This is a genomic window from Streptomyces daqingensis (assembly GCF_014645895.1).
Classification (GTDB): Bacteria; Actinomycetota; Actinomycetes; order Streptomycetales; family Streptomycetaceae; genus Streptomyces; species Streptomyces daqingensis.
In genome coordinates this window covers 202,723-220,364 of the sequence record NZ_BMMP01000010.1, presented here as the reverse complement: position 1 = coordinate 220,364, position 17,642 = coordinate 202,723, and the positions used below count along the sequence as shown (strand labels likewise).

Here is a 17,642-nt window from a genome sequence, read left to right as displayed (position 1 = left end):
CTCCGGTGTCAATGACTGCGACAGAATTGGTCCGTCCACTTGGCCATTCAGCCTTTGATCCACGCTGCTAGGCTCCGGCCACGGGGCAGCTGACCGAGGGGGCCCGCATGACCGATGACTCACTGCGACCGATGGCGCGTCCTCGCCTCTACGAGCAGGTACTCGACCGGCTGAGGGCCTACGCGGTGGAGCAGGGGCTCCGCGCGGGCGACAAGCTGCCGACAGAGCGCGAACTGGCCCAGCGCCTGGGTGTCAGCCGGGCGTCTGTGAAGCAGGCCGTGGTCGTCCTGGAAGTGCAGGGGCTCGTGGAGACCCGGCACGGCGGGGGCACGTACATGGTGGGCGGCACCCTCGACGCGGAACCCGTCGAACGCCTGGTGGAACGCAGGCGGCGCCTCCCCGACGTGCTCGAGGCCCGGGAGGCGATGGAGACCAAGCTCGCCGAACTCGCCGCCGAGCGCCGCACGGAGGAGGACCTGAAGGCGATGCGCGCCGCCCTGAGCGCCATGGAGGCGGACATCGCCGCAGGCGGTCACGGCGTCGAAGGCGACCGTCAGTTCCACGCGGCGGTCACCGCGGCGGGGCACAGCTCCCTTCTCGCGGAGTTCATGCGCTCGATCGCCGAAGCGGTCGCGGAGAGCCGCACTGAGTCCCTGCGCCAGCCCGGACGGCCCACCCGCTCCCTCGACCAGCACGTACGCATCCTCGACGCGGTCCAGGCAGGCGACCCCGAGGCCGCGGCCGCCGCGATGCGCGACCACGTGAGAACGGTCGCCAAGGTGCGGCTCCTGGAGTGGAACCCGGACGAGAAGGCCGACTCCCCCGGCTAGGGGCTGTCGTGACGCGAACAGTCCCGGCCCGCTCAGTTCACGCGCAGGCCGCGGCCGGCACCGCAGGCACCCCGCCCTGAATCTCGGTGGCCCTCGCTCACCGCCGTCCGGAAGGACCGGGTCCGGTCCGGGTCCGGTCCGGGTCCGGGCCGGGGGCTGTCGTTCCTCCCTGATACCCATGTCCCATGAGCCAGTTCCGCGACTTCAACCTCAAGCTCCTCGTCGTCGAGGAGCTCATGTACGGCCCCGAGCCGCTCCTCCCGGTCTACGACCTGTCAGAGGAACTGGCCGAGCGGGGAATCGACGACCCCGCTGACTACGTCCTGGAGAACGCTCTCGAAGCGGAGGTGCTGCCGGAGCCCCGCGCCCACTTCGAGACACTGGAGATACCGGCCGAGCTGCTCGCACGCGTCGAGGAGCTGTGCTTCGACGCCGGCGCAGAGGTCTTCGGGCACTGCGCTCCCGCCTGGGACGGCGAGGACGGCCTCTTCGACGTCCGTTCGCTCGACGACCTCGCCCTGCTGCCCAACCTGCGGGAGGTCACCTTCGTGGAGGACGGCGTCCTGGCGGTGCCGGACGCGGCGGAGGTCTTCGCAGCGCGCGGCATCGAAACCGACTGAGCCCGGCGGCCGTTCGCGGCCGCCTTCCCGTCGGGGCCGCACGACTCACCCCCGCCCAGCGGGTGTTCTCACCACGGGGCGCACACGCCCCGGACGGGAGGGCCGAGTTGAGCGCCGACGCACAGTCCCGACGGCCGCCGCGGCGCCTGACGTCCGCCCGATCGCCCCGCCCCGGGGCCGGAGGGCGGCCCGCTCAGCCCGCGGCCGCCGGCGCGGGCGTGCGGCGCTCCACCCAGTTCGTCGACTGCTCGTACGCGTAGGCCAGTTGAAGCACCTCGAAGTCGGCTCGCGGTCTGCCGACGAGCTGCAGGCCCGCCGGCAGCCCCTGCCGGCCGAACCCGGCCGGCATCCCGATCACCGGCACGCCGACCAGCGACCAGGGCACCACCGTCTCCATCCAGCGGTGGTAGGTGTCCATACGGCGTCCGCCGACCACCTCGGGCCACCTCGTCTCCTTCGCGAAGGGGAAGACCTGTGCCGCTGGTGCGAGGACGTAGTCGTAGTCGCGGAAGAACTCCGCCAGCGCCGCGTACCAACGGTCCCGCGACGCGGCCGCCTCCGCGACGTCGAGGGCGCTCAGGGCCAGACCCCGCTCCGTCTCCCACACCGCCTCGGGCTTCATCCGCTCCCGTGCGGCGGGATCGGCGTAGAGGCCGTACCGGTCCAGGGCCGCCCACCAGCGCCACGTGAGGAACGTCCGCCAGAGCTCGTCGGCCGGGAAGTCCGGTACGGCGTCGGTCACTTCGCATCCGAGCGCCTCGAAGACGGACAGCGCGGAACGGCACACCTCCAGCACTCCCGGCTCGGTGGCCAGCCGCCCACGCCAGTCGCCGACCCATGCCACGCGCGTCCCACGGAAATCGCGTTCCAGGGGCTCCCGGAAGCGTTCGCCGCTCTCCGGGAACGCCGTCGGGGACTCCTCGTGCGGTCCCGCCATCACCGACAGCAGCCACGCGAGGTCCGTCACCGTGCGGGCCATCGGACCCGCGACACCCGGCTGGCCGGTGAACCCGGGGCCTGGGACGCGTCCCTGACTCGGGCGCAGGCCCAGCACGTTGTTGAACGCGGCGGGGTTGCGCAGGGAACCCATGTAGTCGCTGCCGTCGGCGACCGGCAGCATCCGCAGGGCGAGGGCGCAGGCCGCTCCCCCGCTGCTGCCGCCCGCCGTGAGCGCGGGGTCGTAGGCGTTGCCCGTCGTCCCCCACACCTGGTTGTACGTCTGCGAACCCAGGCCGAACTCGGGGGTGTTGGTCTTGCCGATCACGACCGCGCCGGCGTCCCTGACGCGCCGCACGAACGGGGCGTCCCGCTCCGCGACGCGGTCCCTGTGCAGGGGCGAACCCTCAGTCCACGGCAGACCGCGCGCCTCCGCGAGGTCCTTCACCGCGTACGGGAAGCCGTGCATCCAGCCGCGGCTCTCACCGCGCTCCAGCTCCCGGTCCCGCTCCCGCGCCTGCTCCAGGGAGAGTTCCGGCGCCTGTGCCCCGACGATCGCGCAGACGTGCGGATTGACCCGTTCGATGTGCTCCAAGTACGCCCGCATGACCTCGGTGCACGTCACTTCACGGCCCGCGACGGCCCGCGAGAGCTCCATGGCGCTCCACGAGACGATCCCGGAGGCGTCCACCCGGCGGGACCCCTCCGGCATCCGCTGCGGGGCCTCCCCCGCGCCTTGTCCGCCCTCCCGGGCCGTGAGCGCTCCGCCGTCCTCCACGGCTAGTGCACCACCTCTCCCCGCAGCACGACCCTCCGCGGGGAGCCCAGCACCCCGACGTCCGCCCGCGGGTCCTCCGCGTACACGACGAGGTCGGCGGGGGCTCCCTCCTCCAGTCCGGGGCGGCCCAGCCAGCGCCGGGCGCCCCAGACGGCCGCCGACAGGGCGTCCGCCGCGGGGATGCCCGCCTTGACCAGCTCGCCGACCTCCGCGGAGACGAGCCCGTGCGGCAGCGACCCGCCGGCGTCCGTCCCCGTGAAGACGGGGATGCCCGCCTCGTACGCGGCGCGGACCGTCTCGTAGCGGCGCTCGTGGAGCCGCCGCATGTGCGCGGCCCAGCGGGGGTACTTCTCGCCTCCCGCGGCGAGCTGCGGGAACGTGGCGGTGTTCACGAGGGTGGGGACGATCGCGACGCCGCGCTCCGCGAAGAGCGGGACGGTCTCCTCCGTGAGCCCCGTAGCGTGTTCGACGCAGTCGATCCCGGCCTCGACCAGGTCGCGGAGCGAGCTCTCCGCGAAGCAGTGCGCAGTGACGCGGGCGCCCTCCTCGTGGGCGGCGGCGATCGCCTCCTCCACGGCCCAGCGCGGCCAGCACGGGGCGAGGTCGCCCTCCTCGCGGTCGATCCAGTCCCCGACGAGCTTCACCCAGCCGTCGCCGCGGCGGGCCTCGCGCCGGGTGTAGGCGGCGAGGTCGCCGGGTTCGATCTCGTGCGCGAAGTTGCGGATGTAGCGCTTCGTGCGGGCGATGTGCCTGCCGGCGCGGATGATCCGCGGCAGATCCGCGCGGTCGTCGACCCAGCGGGTGTCCGAGGGGGAGCCCGCGTCGCGCAGCAGCAGCGCGCCGGCCTCCCGCTCCGTGACCGCCTGCTTCTCCGTGGCCGACTCGTCGACGGGGCCGTCGGAGCCGAGCCCCACGTGGCAGTGGGCGTCCACGAGGCCGGGCAGCACCCAGCCCTCGATGACGCCGGCGTCAGGAACCGTGCCCGGGGGGCGTTCGTAGGTGATGTGCCCGTCCACCACCCACAGCTCGTCCCGGACGTCCTCGGGCCCGGCCAGCACGCGCCCCTTGATGTGAAGAATCCCGCCGTCGCTCATGGGCCGCAGCCTACGAGCCGCTCCCCCGCGTTCATACCCGCCCGGCATTTCCGGCTGCTCAGGACCGCATACGGAACGTGGCGATCCCATTGCGCTCGCGGGCTTGGAGATGCGACATTGAACTCAACGGAGGAGAATGCATTCCCGGAATTCATCGAGCGTAGCCGCCCGTATTCTTGTTCCCGCTTTCCGAGGGCTTAAACACTCGAATTTTCTATGGTTACCCTGACGTAATTCGAGCACCTCACGAGGTCGTTTCGAGGATGTGACAGACTCCACAGGGCGCCCGTATCCTCCGGGAAAATCCCTTTAAGTCGGGGCATAACGGCGCCCCTCATCTCACCTGCGCGCCTGCGCGCGATAACACAGGAACCCCTTCTTGCGTAACCCCGGTCCGCCGTGCGTTTTTGGCATCTGCTGGGTAAATTTAATACCCATGACCGCCGCACAAGCAGACCATGCACGTGCCCATAGGAATTTCCTGGAAATGCCGGAGGGGCTGACACTCGACGCTCCGCGGCCTGAGGACGGGGCGGCGCTGTGGCGCATCACCCGCGACTCACGGACGCTCGACCTCAACTCCTCCTACAGCTATCTCCTGTGGTGCCGCGACTTCGCAGGGACCTCCGTGGTAGCACGGGGCACGGACGGCGAACCAGTCGGCTTCATCACCGGCTACGTGCGCCCCCGGCAGCCCCGGACGCTCCTCGTCTGGCAGGTCGCCGTCGACGAGGCGGCACGAGGCCGCGGGCTGGCGGCGGCGATGCTCGACGGGCTCGCCGCCCGCGTCGCGCGGGAAGCGGGGATCGACGGGATCGAGACCACCGTCACCCCGGACAACACGCCCTCGAACCGCCTCTTCACCTCTTTCGCGGCGCGCCACGGCGCCCCCGTGGAGAAGGAGGTGCTCTTCGACGCGGGCGACTTCCCCGAGAGCGGTCACGAACCCGAAGTGCTGTACCGCATCGGGCCGGTCGCGTCGCTGTCCGGCCTCGGGCCGCTCACCCCACGCTGAGCGCCCGCCCGCGCGTACTGCTTCGCGTCCCGAACTTCGAACAGATCCGCAACCCCTGAACTTCGCAACTTCGCAAGGCACATCCGCAAGAAGCACTTCTCAGCACTCAACTCACTCCCAGGAGCATGCTGTGACCATCACCCAGCCGGACCTCAGCGTCTTCGAGACCGTCGAGTCGGAAGTCCGCAGCTACTGCCGCAGCTGGCCCACGATCTTCGACCGGGCCCAGGGCTCGCACATGTACGACGAAGACGGCCACACCTACCTGGACTTCTTCGCCGGTGCGGGAACGCTCAACTACGGCCACAACAACCCCGTTCTCAAACGGGCGCTGATCGACTACATCGAACGTGACGGCGTCGTGCACGGGTTGGACATGAGCACGACCGCCAAGCGGGCCTTCCTGGAGACCTTCCACGAGAAGATCCTCAAGCCCCGCGACATGAACCACAAGGTGATGTTCCCCGGCCCGACCGGCACCAACGCCGTCGAGGCGGCGCTGAAGCTCGCCCGCAAGGTAAAGGGCCGCGAGTCGATCGTCTCCTTCACCAACGCCTTCCACGGCATGTCGCTGGGCTCGCTCGCCGTCACCGGCAACGCCTTCAAGCGCGCCGGCGCGGGCATCCCGCTCGTCCACGGCACGCCCATGCCGTTCGACGACTACCTCGGCGGCACGACCGAGGACTTCGTCTGGTTCGAGCGGCTGCTGGAGGACCAGGGTTCCGGCCTCAACAAGCCCGCCGCGGTGATCGTCGAAACGGTCCAGGGCGAGGGCGGCATCAACGTCGCGCGCGCCGAGTGGCTGCGCGACCTGGCCGACCTGTGCGAGCGGCACGACATGCTGCTCATCGTCGACGACATCCAGATGGGCTGCGGCCGCACCGGCGCCTTCTTCTCCTTCGAGGAGGCGGGCATCAAGCCGGACATCATCACCCTGTCGAAGTCCATCGGCGGCTACGGACTGCCGCTGGCGCTCACCCTGTTCAAGCCCGAGCTGGACATCTGGGAGCCCGGCGAGCACAACGGCACCTTCCGCGGCAACAACCCGGCCTTCGTGACGGCCACGGCCGCGGTGGAGACCTACTGGACCGACAGCCAGATGGAGAAGCAGACCCTCTCCCGCGGTGAGCAGGTTGAGACGGTTTTGCGCGCGATTTCCGAGGAACACACCGAAGACGTGGCCGACTACCGCGGCCGCGGCCTCGTGTGGGGCCTGGAGTTCCACGACAAGGACCGTGCCGGTGCCGTCGCCAAGCGCTGCTTCGACCTGGGTCTGCTCGTCGAGACCTCGGGTCCGCAGAGCGAGGTGGTCAAGCTCCTGCCGTCCCTGACGATCACTCCCGAGGAGCTGGACGAGGGGCTGCGCGTACTGGCGCGCGCAGTCCGCGAAACCGCGTAACTTCCCGTTCACGGCCCGCCCCGGTTGCGTCCGGGGCGGGCCGACCCCGTAATGAGAGAGAAGGGCAAGACAGAACGTGATTGTTCGTTCCATCAAGGACATCGAAGGCACCGACCGACACATCAAGTCCGCATCCGGTACCTGGGAGAGCAAGCGGATCGTGCTGGCCAAGGAGCGAGTCGGCTTCTCCCTGCACGAGACCACGCTCTACGCGGGTACGGAGACGTCGATGTGGTACGCAAATCACATCGAAGCCGTACTCTGCGTCGAGGGCGAGGCGGAACTCACCAACGACGAGACGGGTGAGAAGCACCTGATCACCCCCGGCACCATGTACCTCCTCGACGGGCACGAGAAGCACACCATGCGCCCCAAGACCGACTTCCGGTGCATCTGTGTCTTCAACCCGCCCGTCACCGGCCGGGAGGATCACGACGAGAACGGCGTCTACCCGCTTCTCACCGAACCCGCCGAGGACTGAGTTCCAAAGCCCGGCCGCCACAGGCCGTTTCGGCCGCATCAGGCCGCTCGCCCACCAATACAGGGCCGTACGAGAGGAGAGGAAGGCAACACCATGACCACCGCACCCGAGCGAACCGCCGACCTGTACCCGACTCGCGGAACCACCGAGGTGGCCACACCACGCATGGACCCAGTCGTGTGGTCCGAGCCGGGTGCCCCGGGGCCCATCGAGGCCGCGGTGCTGGCGGACTACGAGCGGGACGGATTCCTTTCGGTCGACCAGCTCATCACTCCCGATGAGGTCGACATGTACCGGCAGGAACTGAACCGGCTCACCACGGATGCGGATGTCCGTGCCGACGAGCGCTCGATCATCGAGCCCAAGACGGACGAGATCCGCACCGTGTTCGAGGTGCACAAGATCAGCGAGCTCTTCGCCGACCTGGTGAAGGACCCGCGGGTAGTGGGCCGGGCACGGCAGATCCTGGGATCGGACGTCTACGTCCACCAGTCCCGGATCAACGTCAAGCCGGGCTTCGGGGCCACGGGCTTCTACTGGCACTCCGACTTCGAGACCTGGCACGCGGAAGACGGCATCCCCAACATGCGGACCGTCTCGGTCTCGATCGCGCTGACCCGCAACTACGACACCAACGGCGGCTTGATGATCATGCCGGGGTCGCACAACACGTTCCTCGGCTGCGCGGGCGAGACGCCGAAGGACAACTACAAGAAATCACTGCAGATGCAGAACGCGGGGACTCCCTCCGACGAGTCCCTGACCAAGTTCGCCGACGCACACGGCATCAAGCTCTTCACGGGCGAGCCGGGTTCGGCGGTCTGGTTCGACTGCAACTGCATGCACGGAAGCGGTGACAACATCACTCCGTACCCCCGGAGCAACGTGTTCATCGTCTTCAACAGCGTGGAGAACGAGGCGGTGGAGCCCTTCGCGGCACCGGTACGCCGTCCCGACTTCATCGGGGCACGGGAGTTCACGCCCGTCAGGTGACACACACGACGTCACACCTGATCCCGCTGGAGAAGGGGGAGGCCGCATGACGGCCTCCCCCTTTTCCGCGCGGGCGCCTCTCCGTTGAGATCGGCGGAGCCGCACCACCGGCACCGGCCGGGTCCGCCGCCCGCCAGCCCGCCAGCCCAGTCCGACGGAGGAGAGGCGTGCGTCGCCGTCTGCCGGGGCGGCGGCTCGGACAGCACGACGGCGCCACAGCACCACGTACAGCACGACGGCACGACGGCACGACAGCGAGGGAGCGTACGCACGCATGGCAGGCACCGCAGCCGCATACCGGGCATCCGAGGGCGGCCCCCTCGACGTCGACCGCGCGTTCTACGGACGCGCGGCCTCCGCGCTGGACGGACGGGAGCTCGTGGAGCGCTTCACCGTGCCGATCCGCTCCGGCAGGGCCTGGGAGGTCCCCGCGGGGCACGTGTGCCGCCTGGTCACGGTGGACGGCCCCCAGGTCGGCGACCTCAACGTATGGAACAGTCACGACCCCCGCGAGCGGCTGTGGGCCTCGCGCACGAGGCAGCTGCAGCGGGCGCACGTGAGCACCTACGACCGGTTGTGGTCGACGCTGCCGTTCCTGCGACCGCTGCTGACGATCACCTCCGACACCCTCGCCGGGTACGGGAGGGACGCGGAGGGCGGCAGGGTCCACGACCTGCTGGGCACGCGCTGCGACCCGTACGTCAACCGCATGCTGACCGGCGAGGACTTCGACTTCCACTGCCACTCGAACCTGGTCCGCGCCGTACTCCCGTACGGGCTCACGGAGTTCGACGTGCACGACGTCCTCAACGTCTTCCAGTGCACCGGACTCAACGACGACGACCAGTACTTCATGAAGGACTGCCCCGCGCGCCCCGGCGACCACCTGGAGTTCTTCGCCGAACTCGACCTGCTGTGCGCGCTCTCGACGTGCCCGGGCGGCGATCTGTCGGTTCCCATGTGGGGGCCGGGCTCCGACGTCGACCCCGTCGAGTTCTGCCATCCGATCGGCGTCGAGGTCTACCGCCTCGATCCGGAGCTGCTGAAGGGCTGGACGCCCCCGGAACGGGCCGCCTACCGCAACGTGCACGGCATGAGCCGTCCCGAGTGGCGGCCCTGAACCGCCCCTCTCCGGCCGCCGGACGCGCCGAGCACGGTCCCGTTACGCAACGCGCGGCGGCATCCCGCGGGACGCCGCGGGATGCCGCCTGTCCTGGGCCTCGGGCCCTTCCGGTTCCGGCCGCGCTAGGGGCGCGCTGACCGCGCCTCTCAGCGCTCCCAGCGCCCGTCGACGCGCCGCGGCAGCCCCAGCGGGTTGGACTCCCGCAGCTCGGCCGGCAGCAGCGCGTCCGGCGCGTCCTGGTAGGCGACGGGACGGAGCCAGCGCTCGATCGCGGTGGCGCCCACGGAGGTCGAGGTGGAGGTGGTGGCCGGGTAGGGGCCGCCGTGGTGCTGTGCGGGCGCCACGGCGACGCCCGTGGGCCAGCCGTTGACGAGGACGCGGCCCGCCAGCGGGGTCAGCGCCGCCAGCAGGCGCGCACCGCGGCCGCCGTCACCGGCGGCTTCGCCTCCGCTGAGCTGGACGGTGGCGGTCAGGTTGCCGGGGAGCCGCGAGAGCACCGCGGAGACCTCGTCGTCGTCCCGGTAGCGCGCGACGACGGTGACCGGGCCGAAGCACTCCTCCAGCAGCAACTCGTACTGCGGCTGCCCGACCTTCCCGGCGGGAACGGTGAGGACGCCGGCACCGACGGTGTGCCCGTCGTCGCCCGCGCCCGCGAGCACGGGAGCCTCGACGCCCTCCAACTCCGTGCGGGCGCTGATGCCTTCCAGGAAGGACTCGCGCATCCGGCTGTCCAGCAAGGGCCCTTGGGCCGCCTCGGCGACCTTCTCCCGCAGGGCGGAGAGCAGTTTGTCGCCGTCCTCACCCTCAGGTGCGAGGACGAATCCGGGCTTCGTGCAGAACTGGCCGGTGCCCATCGTCATGGAACCGGCGAGCCCCGCACCGATCTCCTCCGCCCGCTCGGCAGCCGCGGCGGCCGTGACCACCACGGGGTTGAGGGAGCCGAGTTCGCCGTGGAAGGGGATGGGCGCCGGCCTGGCCGCAGCGGCGTCGAAGAGGGCGCGGCCGCCGCGGACGGACCCGGTGAACCCCGCCGCCGCGACGAGGGGGTGCTTGATGAGCTCCACGCCCGCCTCGAACCCGTGCACCACGGTGAGTACGTCCTCGGGCAGCCCCACCTCGGCCGCCGCGCGGCGCAGCGCCGCCGCCGTCAGCTCGGACGTCGCCGGGTGGTCCGGGTGGGCCTTGACGACGACGGGGCAGCCCGCGGCGAGCGCGCTGGCGGTGTCGCCGCCGGGCACGGAGAAGGCCAGCGGGAAGTTGGAGGCGGCGTAGACCGCCACGACGCCGAGCGGGATCCGGTAGCGGCGCAGGTCGGGGCAGGGCGGGGTCGAGTCGGGGTCGGCGTGGTTGACGGTGATGCCGAGGTAGGTGCCGTCCTCGATCTCGTCGGCGAAGGAGCGCAGCTGGGCCTGGGTGCGGGCCAGCTCGCCGGGGAGCCGCGGCCGCCCGAGGGCGGTCTCGGCGTCCGCCGTCGCGATGATCTCCTCGCTCGCCGCGCCCAGTTGATCTGCCGCGGCGCGGAGCAGCGCGGCGCGCACCGCGCGGTCGGCGAGCGGCTCGAGGGCGCCGTGCGCGGCGCGTACCGCCGCGTCGACGTCGACGGCTGTGGCCTCCGTGCCGACCTGCTCGCGCTGCTGTCCGGTCCTGGGGTCGACGCTCCACACTGGTGCTGCCACCGTGATTTCCTCCTGCCGCGTGCTTGTCTCCGCAGAGAGGTTGTTCGATATGCTGAACACCGTCTCTGTCAGTGAACCACTGCCGGGGACCCTAAGAGTGCCGCGACGAGGGGGTCAAGGTCGATGTCAGCCGGTGAGACGGGTGCGTCGCAGGTCAAGTCCGCTGTCCGCACGGTGGAGCTGCTGGAGTTCTTCGCCGGACGGCCCGGCATGCACTCCCTCGCCAGCGTGCAGGAAGCCGTCGGGTACCCCAAGTCCAGTCTGTACATGCTTCTTCGCACGCTCGTCGATCTGGGCTGGGTGGAGACGGACTCCACGGGCACACGCTACGGCATCGGCGTGCGGGCGCTGCTGGTCGGAACCTCCTACATCGACGGCGACGAGGCCGTGGCCGCCGCCCGCCCGACGCTGGACCGGCTCTCCGAGGACACCACCGAGACCATCCACCTCGCCAGGCTCGACGGCACGAACGTCGTCTACCTCGCCACGCGCCAGTCGCAGCACTACCTGCGGCCCTTCACCCGCGTCGGGCGGCGGCTGCCGGCGCACTCCACGTCGCTCGGCAAGGCGCTGCTGGCCACGTACGACGACGAGCAGGTCCGCGAGATGCTGCCGGAGAAGCTGCCGGCCCTCACGGAGCACACCGTCACCGACCGCGAGGCGCTGATCCGGCAGCTAGCGCTGGTGCGCGAGCAGGGCTACGCCGTCGACCGAGAGGAGAACACGCTGGGGCTGCGCTGCTTCGGCGTCGCCATCCCCTACCGGACGCCCGCGCGGGACGCCGTCAGCTGCTCGGTCCCCGTCGCGCGGCTGACGCCCGCGCACGAGCAGATGATCAGGGACGCACTGTTCGACGCGCGGGACCGGCTGACGATGGCCACCAGGCGCCTCTGACGCGCCTCCCGGCTCCGCAGCCGGGACGAGAGGGTCTCCGCCGCGCGGCGGAGGCGGTTCGCCGTCAGGCAGGACGCCCCCACCCCCGCGCGCCGCGAGGGTGGACCGCATGAAGACCCCGACTCCGCGAAGCGCGCGCACCGTTCTGTGCCTGGCCGCATGGGCCGCGTGCCTGCCCTATCTCGCGCTCAAGACCGCCTGGGTGTCCGGCAGCCACATCGGGATCCCGGAGGGGAGCCCGCTGCGCGAAGGCGGCGGGCTGCTCGCCGCGGCGAACGCGCTGGGCGTGCTGCTGGACTCCTGCGTCGTCGTCCTGGCCCTCGCGCTCGTCCGTCCCTGGGGAGCGCGGCTTCCCGCGTGGCTGATGCTCGTGCCGCTGTGGGCGGCGACCGGGTTCCTCAGCCCGATCCTCATCGCCTTTCCCGTCCAGTCGCTCCACGCCGCAGTGGCCGGCGGTGGGGCCTCCAGCGCCGGGTCCGCGGGCACGTCGGCGGAGAGCGAACTGCTGGACAGCTGGGTGTGGACCACCGTCTACACGGGGTTCGTCCTCCAGGCGCTCGCCCTGGGCGCTCTCTTCGTGCTGTACGGGCGCGCACGCTGGCGGTCCCTGATCGACGGTCCGGTCCGCCCCGCGGACCGTCCTGAGTCGGCCGTACGGCCCTCCCACGCCCTGCTCGGCTCCCTCGGCGCCCTGCTGCCGGGCGCCGTGCACGCCATGTGGGCCGCGGGGCTGGGCTTCGGCCTCGACCACGAGCGCAGAGCGGCGTACGACGCGGACACCGTCGTCACCGAGGCGTCCTTCACCGTCCTGGCGCTCCTCGCCGCCGCGGGCCTGCTGCTGGCGGCGGGCCGACGCGGCGGGGGACGGCTGCTGCCGCCCCTCGTGCTCGTATGGACCGGTTCCGGGGCGCTGGCGTGCTGGGGCGGCTGGCTGCTGCTCAACTCCCTTGCAGGGGTGGGCGGAACGCTCGGCAAACAGCCCACCGCCATGATGTGTGCGCTCTACGCTGGGCAGATGCTCGTCGGACTGGGGATCGCCGCTTTCGGGGGCCGCCTGCTGACCCGGCGCGCGGCGTACGTACGGGCTGACGCGCCGGTGCCGAGCGCCGCGTCCGTGCCGGGCGCGCCTCACGCGGGGCGGCTGCCGGCGTGACCCCGCGAAGGTGGCGGGAGGCCGGCCGGCGGCTGGCCCGGCGCTGGGTGCACCTGCTGCTCGGCGGCGCGCTGCTGATGCCGTACTTCCTGCTGGTGACGGTCGTCCTGAGCCTCACCGTGCCGGGCATCGACGTCTTCACCGGGCTCGGCCCGCAGTTCGCCGTGTACGCGATGTGCCTGCCGCTGGTCGCGGGGACCGCGCTGCTCTTCCCGCTCGTGCGCCCGCTGGAGTCGGCCGCCGCCGGAGCTCTGTGTTCCGTTCCGCAGTCCTCGATGGTGAGCGAACCCGCCGGCTCCTGGGCTGCGCGACGGCGGACGGCGGGCTGGTTCACCCTGCACGCCGGAGTGGGCGCCCTGATCAGCGGCGCGAGCCTCGCTCTGCCGCCGGCGGCCGCCGTCCTGGTGCTGTATCCGTTCGTCGAGTCCCTGCGCGAGGTCGAGTGGCTCTGGCCGGACGGCCCCGCCGCGTGGACGGCGCTGCCCGCCGGGCTGGCGCTGGCGGCGGCGCTGGTCGCGGCCGTCCACGCCGCGGGAGCGCTCCTCGACCGCTGCGCGCCCGTGCTGCTGGGACCCACCCCGGCCGACCGGCTGGCCCTGGCCGAACGGCGTGCCGCGGACCTGGCCGTACGCAACCGCCTGGCACGCGAACTGCACGACTCCGTGGGGCACGCGCTCAGTGCCGTGACACTGCAGGCCGGGGCGGCACGCCGCGTCCTCGGCACGGACCCGGACTTCACGCGTGAGGCGCTGGCGGCGATCGAGGAGACCGCGCGCAGCGCCGTGGCCGAGCTGGACGGAGTGCTCGGCGTGCTGCGCGAGGTCGACGAGCCCGACGGACCCGCGGCGGAGGACGGTTCGCCGGGCCGTGCCCGGGAGCCCCGGCCGCCCACCCTGGCGTCGGGTCTGCAGGGCCTGCTCCAGCGGATGCGGGCGGCCGGAGTACGGGTGAGCGGCACGTTCCCGGACGAGGAGGGAGCGGTGCTCGCGGCTCTTCCGGACCAGCTGTCCCGTGAGGCGTACCGGATCGTCCAGGAAGGGCTGACGAACGTACTGCGGCACGCGGGCCGGGTGCCCGTCGATCTGTCGATAAAGGTCCACGCCACCGGCCGGGGCGAGGAGTTGGTCGTCCGCGTGGAGAACCCGCTGCCCGGCCCCCGCGATGCGGACGCGTCCCACGGCAGGGGCCGGCGGCGGGGCGGACGCGGACTGCGCGGCATGGAGGAACGAGCGGCCCTGCTCGGCGGCAGCGTCGAGTCGGCACCGCATGAGGGGAGTTGGCGGATGACGGCACGGCTGCCGTTGCGGAGCGGAGGGCCGGGACGGCCCGGACACGTCGAGCAGGCGGAGGGGACGCTGTGACGTCGCCGCCCCGGCCGGGCGGTACCGGTCACGCGGAGACACCCGCGCCGCGGGAGCTGCGGCTGGTCGTCGCCGACGACGAACGCATGGTCCGCAGCGCGCTGCGCGCCATCCTGGGCGCCGAGGAGGACATGGCGGTCGTCGGCGAAGCGGCCACGGGGGCCGAGGCCGTCTCCGTCGTACGGGCGCTGCGCCCCGACGTGGTGCTCATGGACGTGCGGATGCCGGACGTCGACGGCATCCGCGCGACGGAGCAACTGCTGGGCTCCATGGGCGAGGAGGCGCCCCGGATCGTCGTCGTGACCACCTTCGAGAACGACTCCTACGTCTACGACGCCCTCCGCGCGGGAGCGCACGGCTTCCTGCTCAAACGCGCGGCCGCCGAGGACCTGGTGCAGGCCGTGCGGCTCGTCGCCCGCAGCGACACGCTCCTCTACCCGGCGGCGGTACGGCAGTTGGCCGCCCGGTACGCCCCCGGCCTCCGGCGCGGGCCGGAGGCTCTGCGCGCCCGGCTCACCGGCCGCGAGGCCGACGTCCTGCGGCTGGTGGCCGAAGGCCTCACCAACGCCGAGATCGCCGCCCGGCTCTCGGTCGGCCCGGCCACCGTGAAGAGCCATGTGGCCGCTGTACTGGCGAAGTTGGGCGCCCGGGACCGTACGCAGGCAGTGGTCGCGGCCTACGAGCAGGGCTTCGTCACGCCGGGAACGCGGTGACGTCAGCAGCGGAGGCGCGGCGCGCGCTCCGGGCATGCCGTCGAGGGCGTCTGCCGGTGCGGAGCCGCACGCACTAACGTGACCGCATGGCTGAGTTGCTGCACATCACGGAGCGCGCCGTGTGGGAGTCCGCCCGCCCCTCCGGCCGGTACGAGATGTCGACGCGGGGGCGGACCCTGGCGGAGGAGGGCTTCATCCACTGCTCGCTGCGGCACCAACTGCCGCGAGTGGCCGAGATGTTGTACGCCGACACAGCCCCCTCCCGCCTCGTCGTCCTCGTCATCGACAGCGAGCGCCTCTCCGCACCCGTGCGTTTCGAGCCGCCTGTTCCCGGCGAGGTGTGCGGTCCGGGCACCGAGGAGTTCCCGCACGTCTACGGGCCGCTGCCCGTGAGCGCCGTCGTCGCGGAGGAGGCGTGGCCCGGACCGGCCGGCGAGGCGGGCTGACGGCCGGCGTGCCGCACCCCGCGTGAACGGCCCGCCTGCCACGGGCCGTCGCCGCCTGCGCGGCCTGCCGGGTGGTGCTCAGGCGGGTGCCGCTCCCGACCGGTGCGGCGGCACCGCGCACTGGTCGGAGAACCCCTGGCCCACCAGCCCCAGCGCCGCGTTGATGCGGGAGCGATGGTTCTCCACGGCGACGATCGCGGTGAGTTCGACGAACGCGCGCTCCCCCAGCCTGCCGATCAGCTCCTCCGCCATCGCGTCGGTCACCGTGGGCTCCGTCTCGGTCATCGCCTCGGCGTACTCCATCACGAGCAGTTCGATCTCGCTGAAGCGCTCCCTGTGCTCCCGCCACGCGGGCACGTACTGGACCTTCTCCATCGGCATGCCGAGGCCCTCGGCGAGCCAGTAACCGAAGTCCATGCACCACGAGCAGCCGATGCGCGCGGCGGAGACCATCTCCGCCAGGTGCTTGAGGCCCGGGTCCAGGTCCCGCCACTTGCCGACGCCCTGCTCGTAGAAGGTTCCCGCCCGCAGCACTCTGGGGTTGTGCCCCATGGCCAGCAGCGGGTCGAGGACCTTCCCGTACTTGCGCCGGGAGTACCACTCGGCGAACCGCAGGAAGACCGTGCGCGGGGGATCCAGCGAGATGCGGGCCATGAGCTGCTCCTTCGTTCCTGACGCCTGCCCGGGTCCGGGCCTTTCCGGCTGACACCTCTACGACGGGAGCAAGCTCGTGGATGTGACACGCGCCGCCGGGGTCGCCCGGCCGGACCCCACCGGTACGGCCGGGTGACAGCGCCGCCGCCCGCGAGGCACCGCCGTCCGGGCCGCCGTCCAGGGGAGCCCCGCGTCCGCGTCGGGGCAGCGGGACGCCGGACGGGACGTCGGGGAGCGGACCGGGGGCGGCGGGCGGAGCCGGCGCCCCGCGTGTGCGGCCCTCGCTTTGTCAGGCGCCCGAGTCGCGGACCAGCCGCAACCCGCGCTCCGTGAGTTCGGCCAGCTCCTCCAGATGCGCGGGCGAGGGCTCCGACAGCGGCGGACGTACCTCCCCGACGTCCAGGCCACGCTGCCGGACCCCGGCCTTCACCAGCGAGACCGCGTACCCGCGGCCCCTGTCGCGGAGTTCGACCAGCGGGCGGAAGAAGCCGTCGAGGAGGCGGGCGGCCGCGGCGTCGTCGCCGGTCCTCAGCGCCTCGTGGAAGGCGAGCGCGATCTCGGGGGCGAAGCAGAAGACCGCCGAGGAGTAGAGGGTCACACCGATGGAACGGTAGGCGAGCCCCGTCTGCTCGGCGGTGGGCAGCCCGTTGAAGTAGCGGAAAGCGGCGGCCTGTTGCTCCGGCACCTCGGTGCGGACGGCGCTGATGATGCGCTGCATCAGATCGAGGTCCCCGTACCCGTCCTTGAGCCCGCAGATACCGGGGGTGCGGGCGAGTTCGGCGACGGTAGCCGGGGTGAAGACCGCGTTGTCGCGCTGGTAGACGACGACGTCGAGGGAGGTGGAGGCCGCCAGCGCCGTGTAGTGCCGGAGCAGGCCCTCCTGCGAGGGCTTGACGAGGTACGGCGGCATCGCCAGCAGCCCGTCGGCTCCCGCGTCCTCGGCGAGAGCCGCGTAGTGGCAGGCGAGGGCCGTGCCGTACCCGGCACCCGCGACGACGGGGACCCGCCCCCGCGCCTCCTCGACCGCGGCGCCCACGCACGCGCGGAACTCCTCGGGGGTCAGCGCGTGGAACTCGCCGGTGCCGCAGCAGGCGAACACCGCGCCCGCGCCCGCCTCGATCCCCTGGCGCACATGCTCGCGGAAGACCGCGACGTCGACGGACCCGTCCGGCGCGAAGGCGGTGACCGGGAAGAACAGCAGTCCGTCGAGGCGTCCGGCGAGCGTGCCGCGGCCGGATGCCTGCGAGGCGGGCGGGGGGGAGGAGGGTGAGGTCATGCGGAACTCCCGGGAAGGGACGGCACGCAACTGGGCCGTCCCGGCGCGTCGTTGACCGGAGGTGCCACACCCGTGGCACCCGGCTCCGATTGTGTACACGTTTCTGATCGACGTCTACATTTCTGAACGTGAAATCACCGTAGGCCAGCCGCGATCCACCGGTCAAGAACGAGAAGGAGGACGACAGCTCCACCTGCACA

General features: G+C 71.8%; 17 protein-coding genes. 12 read left to right on the top strand and 5 right to left on the bottom strand.

The features are described from left to right. Positions 1-107 precede the first annotated feature (107 nt). Both IEY56_RS16765 and IEY56_RS16760 read left to right on the top strand, forming a co-directional pair. Positions 108-830 (top strand): FadR/GntR family transcriptional regulator, encoded by a 723-nt coding sequence (locus IEY56_RS16765; protein ID WP_189037993.1) that lies wholly within the window; start codon positions 108-110, stop codon positions 828-830. 185 nt (positions 831-1,015) lie between these two features. Further along, entirely contained in the window at positions 1,016-1,450 is a 435-nt protein-coding gene (locus IEY56_RS16760) for a DUF6892 domain-containing protein (protein WP_189037992.1), read from the top strand. Between the two features lie 193 nt (positions 1,451-1,643). Here IEY56_RS16760 and IEY56_RS16755 read toward each other — a convergent pair whose 3' ends face one another. Beyond that, positions 1,644-3,164 (bottom strand): amidase, encoded by a 1,521-nt coding sequence (locus IEY56_RS16755; RefSeq protein ID WP_229711949.1) that lies wholly within the window; start codon positions 3,162-3,164, stop codon positions 1,644-1,646. Between the two features lie 2 nt (positions 3,165-3,166). Then, the gene (locus IEY56_RS16750) at positions 3,167-4,258 is read right to left on the bottom strand and encodes an amidohydrolase family protein (protein WP_189037991.1); all 1,092 of its coding nucleotides are present in this window, start codon (positions 4,256-4,258) and stop codon (positions 3,167-3,169) included. Positions 4,259-4,745: 487 nt separating this feature from the next. On the opposite strand from IEY56_RS16750, the gene ectA reads away from it, so the two are divergent. The 5 genes from ectA to IEY56_RS16725 all read left to right on the top strand — a co-directional run bounded on the left by ectA (position 4,746) and on the right by IEY56_RS16725 (position 9,266). Then, entirely contained in the window at positions 4,746-5,273 is a 528-nt protein-coding gene (ectA, locus tag IEY56_RS16745; RefSeq protein ID WP_229711948.1) for a diaminobutyrate acetyltransferase, read from the top strand. A 130-nt stretch (positions 5,274-5,403) separates the two neighbouring features. Continuing rightward, entirely contained in the window at positions 5,404-6,672 is a 1,269-nt protein-coding gene (gene ectB, locus IEY56_RS16740) for a diaminobutyrate--2-oxoglutarate transaminase (RefSeq protein WP_189037989.1), read from the top strand. A 76-nt stretch (positions 6,673-6,748) separates the two neighbouring features. Beyond that, on the top strand, positions 6,749-7,153 hold the full coding sequence (locus tag IEY56_RS16735) for an ectoine synthase (RefSeq protein ID WP_045864309.1): 405 nt from the start codon (positions 6,749-6,751) through the stop codon (positions 7,151-7,153). 93 nt (positions 7,154-7,246) lie between these two features. Continuing rightward, positions 7,247-8,146 carry an ectoine hydroxylase gene (gene thpD / locus IEY56_RS16730; RefSeq protein WP_189037988.1) on the top strand — a complete coding sequence of 300 codons (900 nt, stop codon included), beginning with the start codon at positions 7,247-7,249 and terminating at the stop codon, positions 8,144-8,146. A gap of 274 nt (positions 8,147-8,420) precedes the next feature. Continuing rightward, a complete protein-coding gene (locus tag IEY56_RS16725) occupies positions 8,421-9,266 on the top strand; it encodes a DUF1989 domain-containing protein (protein WP_189037987.1) in 846 nt (281 codons plus the stop codon). A gap of 149 nt (positions 9,267-9,415) precedes the next feature. On the opposite strand, the gene IEY56_RS16720 is transcribed toward IEY56_RS16725, so the two are convergent. After that, the gene (locus IEY56_RS16720) at positions 9,416-10,933 is read right to left on the bottom strand and encodes an aldehyde dehydrogenase (NADP(+)) (protein WP_189038071.1); all 1,518 of its coding nucleotides are present in this window, start codon (positions 10,931-10,933) and stop codon (positions 9,416-9,418) included. A 135-nt stretch (positions 10,934-11,068) separates the two neighbouring features. Here IEY56_RS16720 and IEY56_RS16715 point away from each other — a divergent pair, with 135 nt between their 5' ends. The 5 genes from IEY56_RS16715 to IEY56_RS16695 all read left to right on the top strand — a co-directional run bounded on the left by IEY56_RS16715 (position 11,069) and on the right by IEY56_RS16695 (position 15,512). Continuing rightward, positions 11,069-11,839 (top strand): IclR family transcriptional regulator, encoded by a 771-nt coding sequence (locus tag IEY56_RS16715; protein WP_189037986.1) that lies wholly within the window; start codon positions 11,069-11,071, stop codon positions 11,837-11,839. Positions 11,840-11,948: 109 nt separating this feature from the next. Continuing rightward, positions 11,949-12,992: a hypothetical protein gene (locus IEY56_RS16710; RefSeq protein WP_189037985.1), complete on the top strand. Its 1,044-nt coding sequence runs from the start codon at positions 11,949-11,951 to the stop codon at positions 12,990-12,992. Further along, positions 12,989-14,353, top strand: a complete 1,365-nt coding sequence (locus tag IEY56_RS16705) for a sensor histidine kinase (protein ID WP_373292101.1) — start codon at positions 12,989-12,991, stop codon at positions 14,351-14,353. The genes IEY56_RS16710 and IEY56_RS16705 overlap by 4 nt, the downstream gene beginning before the upstream one ends. Continuing rightward, a complete protein-coding gene (locus tag IEY56_RS16700) occupies positions 14,350-15,066 on the top strand; it encodes a response regulator transcription factor (RefSeq protein WP_373292099.1) in 717 nt (238 codons plus the stop codon). The genes IEY56_RS16705 and IEY56_RS16700 overlap by 4 nt, the downstream gene beginning before the upstream one ends. Positions 15,067-15,152: 86 nt before the next feature. Then, positions 15,153-15,512 carry a DUF952 domain-containing protein gene (locus IEY56_RS16695; protein WP_189037984.1) on the top strand — a complete coding sequence of 120 codons (360 nt, stop codon included), beginning with the start codon at positions 15,153-15,155 and terminating at the stop codon, positions 15,510-15,512. A gap of 78 nt (positions 15,513-15,590) precedes the next feature. On the opposite strand, the gene IEY56_RS16690 is transcribed toward IEY56_RS16695, so the two are convergent. Together IEY56_RS16690 and IEY56_RS16685 are read right to left on the bottom strand one after the other, a co-directional pair. Further along, positions 15,591-16,166, bottom strand: a complete 576-nt coding sequence (locus IEY56_RS16690) for a carboxymuconolactone decarboxylase family protein (protein WP_189037983.1) — start codon at positions 16,164-16,166, stop codon at positions 15,591-15,593. 289 nt (positions 16,167-16,455) lie between these two features. Continuing rightward, positions 16,456-17,442 (bottom strand): 5-dehydro-4-deoxyglucarate dehydratase, encoded by a 987-nt coding sequence (locus IEY56_RS16685; RefSeq protein ID WP_189037982.1) that lies wholly within the window; start codon positions 17,440-17,442, stop codon positions 16,456-16,458. Positions 17,443-17,642 lie beyond the last annotated feature (200 nt).

Coding starts and splice junctions, on each gene's coding strand:
- IEY56_RS16750 (WP_189037991.1), bottom strand. CDS start 4,258: ATGAGCGACGGCGGGATTCTTCACATCAAGGGGCGCGTGCTGGCCGGG.
- IEY56_RS16695 (WP_189037984.1), top strand. CDS start 15,153: ATGGCTGAGTTGCTGCACATCACGGAGCGCGCCGTGTGGGAGTCCGCC.
- IEY56_RS16685 (WP_189037982.1), bottom strand. CDS start 17,442: ATGACCTCACCCTCCTCCCCCCCGCCCGCCTCGCAGGCATCCGGCCGC.
- IEY56_RS16760 (WP_189037992.1), top strand. CDS start 1,016: ATGAGCCAGTTCCGCGACTTCAACCTCAAGCTCCTCGTCGTCGAGGAG.
- IEY56_RS16765 (WP_189037993.1), top strand. CDS start 108: ATGACCGATGACTCACTGCGACCGATGGCGCGTCCTCGCCTCTACGAG.
- IEY56_RS16710 (WP_189037985.1), top strand. CDS start 11,949: ATGAAGACCCCGACTCCGCGAAGCGCGCGCACCGTTCTGTGCCTGGCC.
- IEY56_RS16715 (WP_189037986.1), top strand. CDS start 11,069: ATGTCAGCCGGTGAGACGGGTGCGTCGCAGGTCAAGTCCGCTGTCCGC.
- ectA (WP_229711948.1), top strand. CDS start 4,746: ATGCCGGAGGGGCTGACACTCGACGCTCCGCGGCCTGAGGACGGGGCG.
- thpD (WP_189037988.1), top strand. CDS start 7,247: ATGACCACCGCACCCGAGCGAACCGCCGACCTGTACCCGACTCGCGGA.
- IEY56_RS16725 (WP_189037987.1), top strand. CDS start 8,421: ATGGCAGGCACCGCAGCCGCATACCGGGCATCCGAGGGCGGCCCCCTC.
- IEY56_RS16690 (WP_189037983.1), bottom strand. CDS start 16,166: ATGGCCCGCATCTCGCTGGATCCCCCGCGCACGGTCTTCCTGCGGTTC.